This is a genomic window from Acinetobacter sp. CIP 101966, assembly GCF_000369725.1.
GTDB classification, from domain to species: Bacteria; Pseudomonadota; Gammaproteobacteria; order Pseudomonadales; family Moraxellaceae; genus Acinetobacter; species Acinetobacter lwoffii_Q.
The window spans coordinates 816,387-832,661 of the sequence record NZ_KB850160.1 but is presented as its reverse complement, the minus strand read 5'-3'; the positions used below and the strand labels follow the sequence as shown (position 1 = coordinate 832,661).

The 16,275-nt window shown below is 42.7% G+C and carries 14 protein-coding genes; 11 read left to right on the top strand and 3 right to left on the bottom strand.

The window, feature by feature from the left end; translation table 11 throughout:
* The first annotated feature begins 156 nt into the window (after positions 1-156).
* Together F891_RS10080 and F891_RS10075 are read left to right on the top strand one after the other, a co-directional pair.
* Entirely contained in the window at positions 157-1,095 is a 939-nt protein-coding gene (locus tag F891_RS10080) for an NAD(+) kinase (protein ID WP_004645573.1), read from the top strand.
* 3 nt (positions 1,096-1,098) lie between these two features.
* Positions 1,099-1,371, top strand: a complete 273-nt coding sequence (locus F891_RS10075; RefSeq protein ID WP_004278992.1) for a YeaC family protein — start codon at positions 1,099-1,101, stop codon at positions 1,369-1,371.
* An 85-nt stretch (positions 1,372-1,456) separates the two neighbouring features.
* On the opposite strand, the gene F891_RS10070 is transcribed toward F891_RS10075, so the two are convergent.
* Entirely contained in the window at positions 1,457-2,458 is a 1,002-nt protein-coding gene (locus F891_RS10070) for a glycosyl transferase family protein (protein ID WP_004278991.1), read from the bottom strand.
* Positions 2,459-2,867: 409 nt separating this feature from the next.
* Between F891_RS10070 and F891_RS10060 the strand changes: the two genes are divergently transcribed.
* A complete protein-coding gene (locus F891_RS10060) occupies positions 2,868-4,211 on the top strand; it encodes a dicarboxylate/amino acid:cation symporter (RefSeq protein ID WP_004278990.1) in 1,344 nt (447 codons plus the stop codon).
* Positions 4,212-4,370: 159 nt separating this feature from the next.
* On the top strand, positions 4,371-5,513 hold the full coding sequence (locus tag F891_RS10055; protein WP_004278989.1) for an acyl-CoA dehydrogenase family protein: 1,143 nt from the start codon (positions 4,371-4,373) through the stop codon (positions 5,511-5,513).
* A gap of 85 nt (positions 5,514-5,598) precedes the next feature.
* On the opposite strand, the gene F891_RS10050 is transcribed toward F891_RS10055, so the two are convergent.
* Positions 5,599-6,117: a DJ-1/PfpI family protein gene (locus F891_RS10050; protein ID WP_004731605.1), complete on the bottom strand. Its 519-nt coding sequence runs from the start codon at positions 6,115-6,117 to the stop codon at positions 5,599-5,601.
* Between the two features lie 487 nt (positions 6,118-6,604).
* Here F891_RS10050 and pheA point away from each other — a divergent pair, with 487 nt between their 5' ends.
* The 5 genes from pheA (at position 6,605) to F891_RS10025 (ending at position 12,114) form a co-directional block, all read left to right on the top strand.
* A complete protein-coding gene (gene pheA / locus F891_RS10045; RefSeq protein WP_004278987.1) occupies positions 6,605-7,714 on the top strand; it encodes a prephenate dehydratase in 1,110 nt (369 codons plus the stop codon).
* Positions 7,715-7,780: 66 nt separating this feature from the next.
* On the top strand, positions 7,781-8,872 hold the full coding sequence (hisC, locus tag F891_RS10040; protein WP_004645569.1) for a histidinol-phosphate transaminase: 1,092 nt from the start codon (positions 7,781-7,783) through the stop codon (positions 8,870-8,872).
* A gap of 3 nt (positions 8,873-8,875) precedes the next feature.
* Positions 8,876-11,122, top strand: coding sequence for a bifunctional prephenate dehydrogenase/3-phosphoshikimate 1-carboxyvinyltransferase (locus F891_RS10035; protein ID WP_004278985.1), 2,247 nt, complete (start codon positions 8,876-8,878; stop codon positions 11,120-11,122).
* 99 nt (positions 11,123-11,221) lie between these two features.
* A complete protein-coding gene (locus tag F891_RS10030) occupies positions 11,222-11,584 on the top strand; it encodes a hypothetical protein (protein WP_004278984.1) in 363 nt (120 codons plus the stop codon).
* Positions 11,572-12,114, top strand: coding sequence for a GNAT family N-acetyltransferase (locus F891_RS10025; RefSeq protein ID WP_004278982.1), 543 nt, complete (start codon positions 11,572-11,574; stop codon positions 12,112-12,114). Before F891_RS10030 ends, F891_RS10025 begins: the two co-directional genes overlap by 13 nt.
* Positions 12,115-12,146: 32 nt before the next feature.
* Here the strand turns inward: F891_RS10025 and F891_RS10020 are convergent, their stop codons facing one another.
* Positions 12,147-12,779: an alpha/beta hydrolase gene (locus F891_RS10020; RefSeq protein WP_004645565.1), complete on the bottom strand. Its 633-nt coding sequence runs from the start codon at positions 12,777-12,779 to the stop codon at positions 12,147-12,149.
* Positions 12,780-12,902: 123 nt separating this feature from the next.
* Here F891_RS10020 and yaaA point away from each other — a divergent pair, with 123 nt between their 5' ends.
* Together yaaA and F891_RS10010 are read left to right on the top strand one after the other, a co-directional pair.
* Positions 12,903-13,685, top strand: coding sequence for a peroxide stress protein YaaA (yaaA, locus tag F891_RS10015; RefSeq protein WP_004278979.1), 783 nt, complete (start codon positions 12,903-12,905; stop codon positions 13,683-13,685).
* A 1,208-nt stretch (positions 13,686-14,893) separates the two neighbouring features.
* Positions 14,894-16,216, top strand: coding sequence for an NCS2 family permease (locus F891_RS10010; RefSeq protein WP_004278978.1), 1,323 nt, complete (start codon positions 14,894-14,896; stop codon positions 16,214-16,216).
* Positions 16,217-16,275: the final 59 nt, after the last annotated feature.

Genomic DNA, 16,275 nt, shown 5'->3' with positions numbered 1-16,275 from the left:
ATGCGAAGCTTTTCATTATTTTGCAATATTTAATCAAGAAATGCGCTTAAAATTAAAATGAAACCCCACAATTTCTCCTTAATTCGAATATATTTCAAATAATTTCCTACCTATGAAGCACTGTTATAAATTGTCATCCAGGTATAGCTTAATGTTATGATAAGCAGGATTCGTAGCGGAGCGACGACACTGGTGCAAATTTCCCATAAGACCTTTCGAAATATCGGGTTAATAGGACGTCCTGATAAATCGTCGGTGGTTGAAACCTTATGCCTTATTCACGATCATCTTCTCAATTTAGGCCTACACCCAGTTTTTGATGCAGCGACAGCTGAACTTGTTCCCTATCAAAATACCCAAACCGTCAGTCGTGCCTTATTGGGTGAGGTGGTGGATCTGGTGATTGTCGTGGGCGGTGACGGCTCGCTATTACATGCAGCACGCGCCTTGGTCAAGTACAATACCCCGGTGATCGGGGTTAACCGTGGTCGTCTGGGGTTTTTAACGGATATCAAGCCGACTGAAGTGATATTCAAGCTGGATCAGGTATTAAAGGGTGACTTTCAGACTGAGCGACGCTTTTTACTCGAAGTCGAAATTCGCTCCAAAGGTGAAGTGATTTACGATGCCATTGCTCTAAATGATGTGGTGCTACATTCAGGGAAATCGGTACATATGATCGATTTTGAACTGAATATTGATGGACAATATGTCTATCGTCAGCACAGCGATGGCCTGATAGTCTCTACGCCGACTGGTTCTACGGCTTATGCGCTTTCTGGTGGTGGCCCGATTGTACATCCAAGTATGGATGCGATTGCCTTGGTACCGATGCATCCGCATACCTTGTCTTCACGCCCGATTGTGGTCGGTGGACATAGTGAAATTAAATTACTGATTCGTGAAAATCGCGTACTGCCGATGGTTAGTGCGGATGGACAACACAGTGTGTCTTTGAATGTGGGAGATAGCGTCCATATTCGCAAGCATCCCTTTAAACTGAATCTTCTGCATCCACCGGGTTATGACTTTTATAATGCCTGTCGAACCAAACTGGGGTGGAATCAGGACTTTGATTATTTTAAGCAGGATTAAATCATGAATATTGAACAAATGCTTGCCGTACTCAATCCTGAGATTGTTGAACGTCTAAGAACAGCAGTCGAAATTGGAAAGTGGCCAAACGGTGTAGCCTTGACACCAGAACAGCGTCAGACCTGTATGCAGGCAGTGTATGCCTGGGAAATGAAAAACCTGCCTGAAAATGAGCGCAGCGGTTATATCGATCGCGGTACTAAAGAAGAGGGTGAGGAATGTGATGATGATCATCACAAAAATGAACCAGAATTCAAGCCGATTCGTTTTGTTTAAGGCTTAATTCCCAGCCAATAGCAATACAATTAAAAAAAGCATTGTTAAGTGATTAACAATGCTTTTTTTCTTTATACTATAAAGATTAAACCGTGTGGCGATTCACCCATAAGGTTTTGGCTTTTTGCATCGCAGCTTCAAAGCTGTCACACACGCCCATGGTATATAGCGCAATGCCCATAGTTTCTATCACTGCAATCTCGCCATAATCATGGCTTTGCTGACCGTCCCAGACAGCTTTAAATAGCGCCAGATCCAGTTCTTCTTCAATCGGACTGCGGTAGTCAGTTAGTTTCGGCAGTTCATGCTCATATAGTTCACCATCTTTAATGCCACAGATAAGCGTTTTGGCATCCGGATTACGCTCGAATTCGCCGCCTTCACCTTTAATCACTGCGCTGTTTTTATAGCCTAAGCGGAAAGCCGCTTGCTGATGCGAACCACGATAAGCCGGATGGAAAATTGCTTGCAGGGTCGCTTTGGCATTAAACGGATTGATCAGACGCGCCAAGGTATGAATTGGGGAGCGTAGCCCCATGACATTACGCAGCGTAATCAAGTCCGCCAGAATTGGAGAAATCACTTCTAGCGGGATATAAGCAAAATGCTGTTGTTGTAGCTGCTGTTCAACCTCGGCATCATTTTGACAGATTGGATAGCCTAAGTAAGTCAGCACCTGTTCGGTGTAAACGCGGTTCATGGTATGGCCCGAGGCACCATGCATCACAATATTATAACCATGCTTGGCCAGTGTCAGGGCTGCCAGAATAAACCATGGATAATGTTTGCGTTTGCCTGCATATGAAGACCAGTCCAGATCGACATCCAGTTTTTTGAAATTCAGCTGATCCCGTGTCGCCTGTACAAAACCGGCCAACTCATCTACAGATTCTTCCTTGACCCGCAATAACATCAAGAATGCACCTAACTGCACATCCAGCACTTCATTTTTTAAAATCATGCTAAAGGCTTGATAGGCTTCATCATAGCTGAGAGAGCGGGCGCCATTTTTCCCTTTACCCACAATGCGTACATATTGGGCAAAGGGATGTTCGAAATCTTTATAAATATTTCTTTTGGTATTCATAACTTTTTACAGCTTGCAGAAAATATTAATGTCAAGGGAGAGGGTGAAAATCCATAAACATTTCAGTATACGTAAAACAATCAGTTAAATCTGATTATCGACTAATGTCTAATCTATTCTGGTTAAAACATAAACAAGCGCATAATAAGTTATGCACATTTAGTCTGAATATTCGGTAAAATTTAGGCAATTTTTAGAGTCTGTTTAATTTTTCTTAATCTCTTTCTCCCATTTAATACTTTGGTCTGATACTTGAGTGTCAGATTCAATGCATGGCTGATTATCATTTTTGAACATTCTCTTGAGCCTTTTGAGACTTGATCCGGTTCATCCTGAGAAGGGATGAAGAGGTCAGTATATTTCTCAAAATGGTCTTTCTTATTTTTGATATCGTTCAAGTAGATTTATTATGGCGAAACAACCAATTTATAAGTCACTGTATTTTCAAGTGATTGTGGCCATTATCGCAGGTATTCTGGTCGGGCATTTTTCGCCTAGTGGTACGCAAATTATCAATGGCGTAGAACAGCATGTCCCTGGCTTGGGCGAACAGCTTAAACCGCTTGGTGATGCATTTATCCGTCTGATTAAAATGATTATCGCACCTGTGATTTTCTGTACCGTGGTCAGCGGTATTGCAGGTATGGAAAGCATGAAATCAGTCGGTAAAACTGGTGGTGTGGCTTTACTTTACTTCGAGATCGTATCCACGATTGCTTTGGTCATCGGTCTGGTCGTGATTAACATCGTCAAGCCTGGTGTGGGCATGAACGTTGATCCTGCTTCACTGGATACCACTGGCATCAGTAAATATGTCGCTTCAGGTGAGTCACAATCGACTATCGACTTCCTGATGAACATCATTCCAAATACGGTTGTGGGCGCATTTGCGGAAGGCGAAATTCTGCAAGTTCTATTGTTCGCGATCATTTTTGGTTTCGCACTGCATAAGCTGGGTGATCAAGGCAAGCCAGTCCTGAAACTCATTGACCAGATTTCACATGTATTCTTCAACATCGTGAACATGGTGATGAAACTTGCTCCAATCGGTGCATTTGGTGCGATGGCATTTACAATTGGTAAATATGGTATTGGTTCTCTTGCTCAGCTGGCACAGTTGATCATTTGTTTCTATATCACCTGTGTACTATTTATTTTCATCGTATTGGGCTCAATTGCGCGTTTTGCTGGTTTCAGCATCATGAAGATGATCCGCCTGATTCGCGAAGAACTTCTGATTGTACTGGGGACGTCATCTTCAGAGTCAGTATTACCACGTATGTTGAAGAAACTGGAACTTGCCGGTGCCGAGAAGTCGGTAGTAGGTCTGGTGATTCCAACTGGTTACTCATTTAACCTGGATGGTACGTCGATTTACTTGACGATGGCTGCGATCTTCATTGCACAAGCGACCAATACGCAACTTGATTTGTCTCATCAAATTACCCTGCTTCTGGTACTTCTGATCTCATCTAAGGGTGCGGCAGGTGTGACTGGTTCAGGCTTTATTGTGATGGCGGCAACCTTGGCTGCCGTAGGTAATATTCCTGTTGCAGGTCTGGCCTTGATTCTCGGTATTGACCGTTTCATGTCTGAAGCTCGTGCCTTGACCAATCTGGTTGGTAACTCTTTGGCGACTTTAGTGGTTGCGAAATGGGTTGGCCAGTTAGATATGGACAAGCTGAACTATGCTTTAGCAAATCCTGCAGAAATTGATGAAAAAATGGCGCAAGAAGGAAATAACGCTCACTAAGTTTGAGTCTGTCTTTCGTGTCTAAAAGGGAAGCTTCGGCTTCCCTTTTTTATTGACTGTGAAGTTAGTAAAAAGATGAATGCCGGCACATGACAGGGAGCATGAAAGTCGATAGTCTGTGAAAAGGAAACTCAAATGATAAACAACAAGGACAATAGAATGCTTGCCTACGATGCCGATCTAGAATTATTCCGCGATAATTTTAAACGCTTTATGAACGAACATGTCGCACCATACTATGACCAGTGGGAACGTGAAGGTCTGATGCCGCGTTCAGTCTGGAATGCACTCGGTGAAAATGGCTTCTTGTGTGTCGATGTTCCGGAAGAATATGGTGGCTATGGGGTGCCGACCGATTATTCATTGATGTTGATCGAAGAATCTGCACGTGCCGGATACAGTGCCATTGCCACAGGTCTGTCTTGTCATTCCGATATTGCAGCACCGTATATCCTGCATATCGGTACCGAAGAACAGAAAAAATACTGGTTACCAAAAATGGTGACCGGTGAAGTGGTCGGTGCGATCGGTATGACCGAGCCAGGCGCAGGTTCAGATTTACAAGCCATGCGCACCAGCGCTATCTTGCAGGATGAATATTATCTGTTAAATGGCTCAAAAACCTTTATTTCCAATGGTCAGCATGCTGACTTGGTGGTGCTTGCCGTCAAAACTGATCCGCAAGCCCGCGCCAAAGGCGTTTCATTGCTGCTGGTTGATACTCATCTGGAAGGCTTTAAAAAAGGCACCAATCTGGACAAAATTGGCCTGCATGCTCAGGATACGTCTGAGCTGTTCTTCGACAATGTTAAAGTGCCAAAGGAGCAATTACTGGGTCAGCCGGGACAGGGATTTGCTTACCTGATGCAGGAATTGCCGCGTGAGCGTACCGCCATTGCTGCCACCGCTTTAGGCGCTATTCGTGGCTCTATTGATGTGACTACACAATATGTGAAAGAGCGTCAGGCTTTTGGTCAGGCCATCGGCCAATTCCAGAATACCCGTTTTGTGCTTGCGCAAGCGAAAATTGATGAATTGGCGACCGCAGCTTTTTATAACCAGAATCTTGAGCTTTATATGCAAGGGAAGCTGGATGTAGAAACTGCAGCAGCATTGAAAAGCTTTTCTACCGATATGCAGATGAAAATCGCGGACAATCTCCTGCAATTATTTGGGGGTTATGGCTATATGACTGAATATCCAATTTCACGTTTCTTCGTTGATGCGCGGATCCAGCGGATTTATGGGGGTACCAATGAAATCATGAAAGAGATCGTGGCACGCGGTCTGTTAGGACGTTAATAGCTCAACCATAAAAAAAGAGTCCCGAAGGACTCTTTTTTATAGGGGGAGAACATAGCCAAGATGGGAAATATTTTTTAAGACTTTATGATTTTAAGACATCCAAACATTCATGAATAAAAATGGGTAAATCATTGGGTAGACGCGATGAAATCAACTGATTATTGTCATTCACCAGTTCTGCATCATAATACGTGCCACCGGCACGTTGTACGCGACTGGCATGCGCGCGAATACTGGTAATAATTCGATTTTTTAGCACATCTGCTTCACATAGTAATAATGATGCATCACATAAACTAAAGATGGTTTTCTTGGCTTGATTAAAAGCCTGAATAAACTGCAGCACCCGGAGATCGGTAGATAAGGAAACTGCAGATTCACCGCCAGGAATCAGCAAGGCATCAAAATCATCAATACTGATTTGTTCGATGCCCCGGTCAATCGTCACTGCAGAACAGCCATGCAGACCATAGACCACGTTTCCTGCATTAAACTCAATATTACAGATGCTATGCTTTGCTTCAAGCAAGGCCGCAACGGGTTCAAGATATTCCTGATCTTCAAAATTATTCGTCAAAAGTACAGCTATTCTTTTTGGCATGACTGACACCCAAACGCTTGTTTTAAGTTAGACTATCTATGATTGGTTAAAAAATCGTCTCTGCTTTGTAATGGAGTAGTGATTTAATGTAAAAAATAAGTGAAATCAAAGAGAAGTCGATAAAAATGGTGTTGCAGAGTGTGCATTTTATTGTGAAATCTATCTTAGATATGAATGGTTCAAAAATGACGTTTGCAAAGCAATTATTTTAATTTTCTTATGCTTAAAACCGCTATATAGATTAAGAAATAGTGATATTTCATCTTCCTTAAAATCAGTTAATATGGACAGGCAAAGTTTACAATTTAATAATGTAAATCAAGCAGAAAAGCTGAAGTAAATGTTACTAGATATGACCAAAAGCGATAAACGGTTAAAATCAACTGTATGTTTTTAAGACTTAATCTACCAATGTCATATTGCGTAACATTTGAAAGCTCACTATTGTTATACTGAACAGATAAGGTTTATGAAGGGCGACAGAACAATGATCAACGACGATCAAAACACCACGACTTCTCTTGATTTGGTAAAAATTCGTGAAGATATCGATTCTGTTGATCAGCAAATTCAGCAATTGATTAACCGTCGGGCACGTTTGGCTGAAGCTGTGGCAAAAGCAAAGTTTGCCTCAGAAGAGAATCCGCTGTTTTACCGCCCAGAACGTGAAGCTCAGGTTTTGCGTAATGTCATGGAACGTAATGAAGGGCCATTGTCTGATACCACCATGGCGCGTCTGTTCCGTGAAATCATGTCGGCCTGTCTTGCACTTGAAGCTCCGCAAAGCATTGCTTTCCTTGGCCCAGTCGGGACTTATACCCATTCTGCGGTACTCAAGCACTTTGGTCATGATGCTGTGGTTCGTCCTTTACCGACCATTGATGAAGTTTTCCGTGACGTGGAAGCGGGCAGTGCCCATTATGGTCTGGTGCCGGTAGAAAATTCTTCTGAAGGCGTGGTCAACCATACTTTGGACTGTTTTAAAACATCGAACCTGAATGTAATTGGCGAAGTTGAATTACCGATTCACCATCAGTTCCTGATTTCTGAAAATACCCGTAAAGACAGCATCAAGCAGATTTATGCGCATCAGCAGACTTTGGCACAATGCCGTAAGTGGCTGGATGCCCATTATCCGGGTGTGGAACGTGTCGCTTTAAGCTCCAACGCAGAAGCAGCGCGCCGTATTCGTAATGAATGGCATTCTGCCGCGATTGCCTCTGAAATTGCCGCGAGCATTTATGATCTCGAAATCATGCATAGCAATATCGAGGACAATCCTGAAAATACCACACGCTTCTTGGTGATTGGTCGTGAAAAAGTGCCGCAAAGTGGTAATGACAAGACTTCATTACTGATTTCAGCACATGATCGTGCCGGGGCTTTGCTGGAAATTCTGGCGCCATTTGCCAAGCACAATATCAGTCTGACCAGTATTGAAACCCGGCCTGCACTTCCTGAAAAATGGGCTTATGTGTTCTTTATTGATCTTGAAGGCCATATTGAGCAGGAACACGTGAAAGCAGCCATTGAAGAAATTCGTCCTTTGGTCAAAGAAGTTCGCGTGCTCGGTTCATATCCTGCAGCTGTACTTTAAGTCAGCTATCCGTGGTCAGGGCGAGGATGCTGACCACTGTTTTATACCTAAAATTGGAAGTCTAAAATGTCGTTTGTTCCAGCCAATTCAGGCATCTCAAAATTAAAGCCATATCAACCGGGTAAGCCAATCAGTGAACTTGAGCGCGAGTTGGGGCTTACCGATATCGTCAAACTGGCTTCAAATGAAAACCCGCTAGGTTGTTCAGATAAAGTCAAAGAAGCGGTAGCTGCGGAAATTGCTGAAATTGGCCGTTATCCGGATGGTGGTGGTTTTATCCTGAAAGATCAGATCAAAACCCAGTTTGGTTTTAATCATGATCAGATTACCTTAGGGAATGGTTCAAACGACTTACTGGAAATGTTTGCCCGTGCATTCGTTTCAGAAAATGATTCGGTGGTGTATAGCCAGCATGCTTTTGCAGTTTATGCATTGGTAACTCAAGCCATTAATGCACAAGCGATCGAAGTACCAGCAAAAGGCTTCTCGCATGACTTGGAAGCAATGGCGGCTGCAATTCAAGACAATACCAAACTCGTCTTCATTGCAAACCCGAACAATCCAACTGGAACCTGGTTCGAAGAAGCTGAATTTGAAGCTTTCATGCAAAAAGTTCCTGCCAATGTGATTGTGGTTCTGGATGAAGCGTATGTTGAATATTTCCCGGAAAACTTCAACAGCTTGAAATTCCTTGCGCAATATCCAAACCTGATCGTTAGCCGTACTTTGTCGAAGTGTTATGGTTTGGCTGCACTACGTGTTGGTTTTGCTCTGGCTTCAGTTGAAGTGACAGATTACCTGAACCGTATTCGTCAACCATTTAATGTCAACCATCTTGCGATGGTGGCTGCGGTGGCTGCACTGAAAGATGAAGATTTTATCGCGCGTTCTCGTGAAGTGAATAAAGCCGGTATGGCGCAACTTGAGGCTGGCTTTAAGGCTTTGGGTCTTAACTATGTACCTTCACGTGCCAACTTTATTCTGGTAGATGTACAAGCAGACCCATCAGCAACCTTCAATGGTTTGCTTAAGCAAGGGGTGATTGTGCGTCCGGTCGGTATTTCTAATCACATTCGTGTATCGATTGGTACTGAAGCAGAAAATGCGAAATTCTTAAGCGCATTGGCTAAAGTACTCGGTTTAGAGGCAAAAGCTTAAACCATGTCGCAGCCACTGTTTGAAAAAGTTGCATTTATCGGGCTTGGACTGATTGGTTCAAGTCTGGCGCGTGTCATTCGAGCTGAGCATTTGGCCAATGACATTGTTGCATCGACACGTTCACAAAAGACTTTGGAAGATGCTAAATCTCTTGGCCTGATTTCCGAAGGCTATGCAGATCCTGTGGAAGCGGTCAAAGGTGCTGATCTGGTAGTGCTTGCATTACCGGTGCGTGCCACGCAAAAGGTGCTGGAAGCCATCAAGCCTTATTTATCTGCCAATACCATTATTACTGATGTGGGTAGTACCAAAGGTAATGTGGTCGATGCAGCGAAAGCGGTTTTTGGCGATGAACTGCCTGAAGGTTTTGTACCGGGCCATCCGATTGCAGGTGCCGAGCATACCGGGGTGCATGCAGGTAAAGTTGATTTATTTGCCAATCACAAGGTGATCTTGACGCCACTGCCAAGCAGTGCAGACTGGGCCGTCGATAAACTGATTCAGCTGTGGCAAGCGGCGAAAGCCGAAGTGATTTGTATGGATGTCGACAAGCACGATGAAGTGCTGGCGCATACCAGTCATCTTCCGCATCTCATGGCATTCAACTTGGTTGAGCAATTGGCCAAGCGTGAAGACAATTTAGATATATTTCGTTATGCTGCCGGTGGCTTCCGGGATTTCTCGCGAATTGCCGCTAGCGATCCACAAATGTGGCATGACATCTTTTTTGCCAACAAAAAAGCAGTTCTGAATGCTGTTGATGGCTTTGAACAGCAGCTCGCGATTATTCGCAAATTGATTGAAGATGAAGATTCCCACGCATTGATGGGCTTATTGGGTCATGCGCAGGCAGCTCGCCAGCATTTCAACCATATGCTCGCCAAGAAACCTTTCATGGAGAAAAATAAAGTGACACAACAATTTACCATTCAGCCGGGTGCCAAGAAATTTCAGGGTAAATTTACCGTGCCAGGTGACAAATCTGTGTCACATCGCTCGATCATGTTTGGTGCGATTGCAGAAGGTACCACACATGTGACCGGCTTTTTGGAAGGTGAGGATGCTCTAGCGACACTGCAAGCTTTCCGTGATATGGGAGTCAGCATTGAAGGCCCTAAAAATGGTGAAGTCACCATTCATGGTGTTGGCATGCAAGGCTTAAAAGCGCCGCAGTCTGCCATTTATATGGGCAACTCAGGCACTTCAATGCGTTTGCTGTCGGGTATGCTAGCAGCACAGAAATTTGATTCAGTCATGACTGGTGACGCATCTTTATCCAAGCGTCCAATGGAGCGTATTGCCAAGCCTTTACGTGAAATGGGTGCGCAAATTCAGACCACTGGTGAGCGAGGTACGCCACCTGTATCCATCACCGGCAACCAAAACCTGAAAGGGATTCAGTACGATTTGCCAATGGCCTCTGCTCAGGTGAAATCAGGGATTTTACTTGCAGGTCTATGGGCAGAAGGTGAAACTTCGGTGACTGAACCAGAACCAACACGCGACCATACTGAACGTATGCTACGTGCCTTTGGTTATGAAGTGAAAACCGAAGGTAATCGAATTTCACTGCAAGGTGGCGGAAAGCTGGTTGGAACCAATATTCAGGTGCCTTCAGATATTTCTTCTGCTGCTTTCTTTATGGTCGGTGCGGCCATTACTGAAAACTCGGATGTGACCCTTGAAGCAGTTGGCATTAACCCGACCCGTACTGGTGTGGTCGAAATCCTCAAGCAAATGGGTGCGGACATTACAGTTGAAAACGAGCGTATTGCAGGCGGTGAACCGATTGCCGATATTCGTATCCGTGGTACACGTACCTTAAAAGGCATTCATATGCCGGAAGATCAGGTGCCATTGGCAATTGATGAATTCCCGGCGCTATTCATTGCGGCTGCATGTGCCGAAGGTCAAACCATCCTGACCGGTGCTGCCGAGCTTCGCGTAAAAGAATCGGATCGTATTCAAGTGATGGCCGACGGTCTTCAAACCATGGGCATCGACTGTACCCCAACGGACGATGGCATCATCATTGAAGGTAAGGGCAAGTCTGGTGACTGGTCGCCAATCTTTACGGGTGGTGAAATTGAATCGCATCACGATCACCGTATCGCGATGAGTTTTTCGATTGCCGGTTTGCGTAATTCGGAGCAGATCAAGATTGTCGGAACCGAAACGGTCGCAACCAGTTTCCCGACCTTCACAGAATTGACCTCAATCGCAGGACTGCCAATTCAAGTATCAGAATAATTTTTAAAATTATGTGAAACAGCCAAGCTTTTGCTTGGCTGTTTTGTTTATATTGCTTATGCTAAACCCATATAAGAAAAAAGCCATTTGGAAGTAGCGATGCGAAAATTAAAATTCATGGCCAATACCCAGAGCCAAACACCACGGGATGGTCAAGAAACCCAGGAATATGTAGCACATTTACTTGCCGAAAAATTAGGTAAATACGGTTTTCAGACCTTAAGCCAAAGTGGTGCTCAGGTTGCCGTCAGCGTAGAAGAACATGCGCTGCCTTTATCAGTGAGTTGCGAAACCAGAGATGAACAAGGGCATCTGGTCTGTGAGATTGCCTCATATCCTGAAGAAGAACAGGACTGGCTGGATCGTATCACCGAAAGAAGTTTGCTTAATCAGCTTGCACAGGCAGTGGAAACCTCTCTAAAAGAGCAGGAACGCTTTAGCGAGTTTGAATGGAAGAGCTAATTCAACAGACTCAATCAGCTTTGCCTACACTGCAAAGTAAACGCTTGATCCTGAATTGTTTTAAATCAGCCGATGCCAAAGAAACTTATGCTTCAATTACGCCGAGTTTGACACGTTTTATGGCGTGGGACCCACCACAATCTGAACAGGGATTTGCAACAGTCTGGCAAAATTGGCTGGAAAATATGACTGATTATAAAGAATATGTATTTGTGATCCGTCATATTGAAACACAAGAATTTATTGGGCTATGTGGTTTGCATCGACTTCATGATGAAATACCTGAAGTCGGTATTTGGATTCGTGAAACTGCACATGGTCATCATTATGGACATGAGGTAGTGCATTGTGTTGTGGCTTATGCTTTCAATACATTAGGGATTCAAGTTTTAAGCTACCCGGTAGCAGAAGAAAACTGGGCTAGCCGTAAAATTGCAGAACGCTTGGGCGGAAAAATTATCCGCTACATCGATAAGCCTAAATATCGGGCTGTGATGTATGAAATTTTTGCAGAAGATTTTGTCTTTTAATAAAAAACCCATCATTTGATGGGTTTTTTTATTTAGCCAAGCGCTAAGTACCGGGTCATTGCGATCCGTAATTGCTTTAAATAGCCGGTAAAGAAATGGTTGGCACCAGGTAATACGGTCACTAAATGGCGTTGTGGCTTTGCCCATTCAATCATATCTGAGAGCAAAGTCACTTCATCGGCTTCACCGTGAATGAACAGAATGTCGCCTTTGATGGCTGGTGTCACATAATGACGAATACCAGCTACTGTTGCAGTCGGCAGACCACATAAAATGGTTTGCTTTGGTTGCAGTTCTACCGGTAAGGCTGCATAGCTTTTTGCCATGACATGCGCACCAAAACTAAAACCGCCTGCATAAAAAGGCAGGGCAATATGCTGGTTGCGAGCGAACCGAATGACTTCTAATACATCATCCGTCTCACCGAAGCCCTCGTCGTGTATACCTTCACTTTGACCAGAACCACGGAAACTTGGACGATACACAATACAGCCACGTTCCAGATACATTTGTGCCAGTAAAACCGGAACCTTATGTTGTGGTGTACCGCCTTGCAATGGATGGGGGTGACAAACTACCGCGAATCCTTTCACTTCACCCTGAGGATAATCCACAAAAACTTCAATCTGACCCGCAGGCCCTTGAAGAAAAATTTGCTCGGGCATATAAAAACCGATGATTAACAGGAGAATCGTGCATTTTAACGATTATGGTGAATAAAAACATGAATTGGAATTAAAATAAGCAGACTGATATAGTTTGATTAATCATTTTTTGACCAGGTTGCCATGCTCGCTTTAATTTCTCCAGCCAAAACTCTCGATTACGATACTCCATTACCGACTGACCAATTTACTCAAGCGAGATTATTAGAACATTCACAGGACTTGATCAACGTTTGTCGCACACTTTCTGCAACAGAAATTTCCAGCTTAATGAGTGTTAGTGAAAAAATTGCCACTTTAAATACCGCACGTTTTAATGACTGGCAACCGAATTTTAATTTAGCCAATGCCCGTCAGGCGATTTTTGCATTTAAAGGCGATGTCTATACAGGTCTGGATGCCTATAGTTTAAAACATGAAGATCTGCACTATGCACAAGACCGTTTACGCATGTTGTCTGGATTATATGGACTCTTACGTCCCTTGGATTTGATGATGCCGTACCGTCTGGAAATGGGAACCAAATTGGCCAATTCCCGCGGGCATAACCTATATGACTTCTGGGCACATCACATTACTGATCTGATTAATCAGGATCTAGCAGCAGCAAATTCTGAAATCCTGGTGAATATCGCCTCTGATGAATATTACAAATCAGTCAACGAGTGCAAAATTCAGGCAGACATTATCAAGCCGGTATTTCTGGATCAGAAAAATGGCAAATATAAAGTGATTAGTTTCTATGCCAAAAAAGCACGCGGTCTCATGGCGCGTTTTATGATTGAAAATAAAATTGATTGTGTCGAAGAGTTGAAAGCTTTTAATAGCGATGGCTATTATTTCGATGCAGACAGTTCACTTAAGGGAGAACTGGTGTTCAAACGTGATGAACAACTGAGTGCATAAATGAGATGATTCCCAGTATTCAGCATGAGGATATATATGCCGGATATTGGGATGTCGTTATTATGGTTAGGTTCTTGAACTATGTACATGCATGTGATGTGAGTAGGGAATAATAGACAGCATCATGACAACTATAAAATCTGTAATTCTTGAATATCAGGTAGAGCTTCAAGGTAATTAAAAATAAAAAATATCGCTAAACATCTTGAAATCCCTAGCAAAATCTCCCTTATTTAGATCATTTTATTCTAAAAATTAAAGTTGAGCATTCTTGGAAAAGGCCGATAAAATAAATCGAAATAATTTCTATTGAATAGGTTAGATTTCATTTATCTCCATATCTTAATTTTGAATAAACTTCTTTTAGGTGGTTTAAAAAATATATTAAATTCAATTATTTAGTTTTTTTTAAAAGGATTTTTAATAGGATCGATTTTTTGAAAAAAGAATTATAAATTAATTAAGTATTAATAAATAAAACGACATAAAATTAATATTTAGAGGATAAATAAATGCCTTCTATCGGGTTAAATGTAAACTATGTCACAAGTTTGTTAGGTTTTTTGTTAGCATAATTGCATAGTGTTACAAAGCAGCATAATAAAAATGAAAATATATGCTATCCCTGTTTTTGCCTTAATGATCAGTTTATTAGGATTTTGTGTCCATAAACAGTCCGAAATCAGAAAATATGAAAAGATCCGTCATGTCTTGAACGATGGACGTGATTCAAGCAAATTGCTGGAATCCAATCGGCATCGACATTAAGCAGCTTGTACTACCTTCCTCCCGCCAATTGGGCTGGATTAGTAAAATTAAAAACATAATAAATATAATAAAATTTTTTAAATATTCACCTGGAATATATTAATTTCTAATAAAGTGTAAAATCAAATAAGCAATAAGAAATCAATGTGTTATAATTTGCCAACGATCAGGATGAAGCAGAATTCATCTTGTTAAGCATTTGATTTAAATCGAGAAAATAAAGCTGCATAAAGGTTATGCAGCTTTTTTGTTTAGATTTTTTTTGGGTTTTTATAGCATAGCCCTGGGGCTGTAAGCTGTTCCAACATTTTAACCCGTCAAATGGCTATGCTGGCATATTCGTTGCTAACACATCCTTAAAATTGATGAATTTTTTTATAAAATTTCATTTATTTGACGGCTTGCTTAAAGCATAAAGTTTACTCAATAGGGGCTAGGTCATGACGACTCCTAATCCATCTTCAGAAAGTATGCTTGAACGTCTGTTTAAACTGAGTGAAAACAAAACCAGTTTCCGTACAGAAGTTCTTGCCGGTGTGACAACATTCTTAACGATGTGTTACATCATTATTGTCAATCCGATGATTTTGTCCGAAACGGGGATGGATCATGGGGCTGTCTTTGTAGCAACCTGTCTTGCAGCCGCGATTGGCTGTTTAGTCATGGGCTTGATTGCAAATTATCCAATTGCACTTGCACCAGGCATGGGCTTGAATGCCTTCTTTACCTATTCCGTATGTTTGGGAATGGGTGTGCCTTGGCAAACAGCACTTGGGGCTGTGTTTATCTCCGGTCTTGTGTTTATTGCGATCAGCATATTCAAAATCCGTGAAGCCATTGTCAATGCGATTCCAATGTCGCTGAAACTGGCCATCGGTGGTGGTATTGGCTTATTCCTTGCGCTGATTGCTTTGAAAAATGCCGGCCTGATTGTGGATAATCCCGCTACATTGGTAGGTTTGGGTGATTTAAAACAACCATCGGTTTTACTTGCATTATTTGGTTTCCTTCTGGTTGTTGTGATGCATCACTTTAAAGTGCGTGGTGCGATCATCATCAGTATTTTGGTGTTAACCGGTATTTCAGCAGCATTGGGTCTGAGTGAATTTAAAGGTGTGGTTGGCGCAGTGCCATCGATTGCACCCACATTTATGCAAATGAGCTTTGAAGGTCTGTTCACTGCCAGTTTAATTGGCGTGATTTTTGTCTTCTTTCTGGTTGATCTGTTTGACTCAACCGGTACGCTCGTAGGTGTTTCACACCGTGCAGGCTTGTTGAAAGATGGCAAACTGCCGCGTTTGAAAAAAGCACTTTTTGCTGACTCTTCTGCAATTGTTGCAGGTGCAGCTTTAGGTACCTCATCGACTACACCATACATTGAATCTTCTGCAGGCGTAGCAGCCGGTGGCCGTACAGGTCTAACTGCCGTCGTAGTCGGTATCCTGTTTGTTGCCTGTTTGTTCCTGGCACCATTGGCACAGTCTGTACCAAGCTTTGCAACCGCGCCAGCGCTGTTATTTGTCGGTGTCTTAATGATTCAAGGTATCGTGCATATTGACTGGGAAGACATTACAGAAGCAGTCCCTGCATTTTTAACCATTGTATTTATGCCATTTACCTATTCGATTGCGGATGGTATTGCGATGGGCTTCATTAGCTATGCACTGATCAAATTGTTAACCGGTAAGGCATCAACTGTACCGTATATGGTCTGGATTGTTGCAGTACTATGGACGCTTAAATTCGCACTATTTGGCGGCTAATTTTTCTAGATTTGGAAAGGGTGTAAACTCAGTTTGCACCCTTTTTTTATTATTTTAGG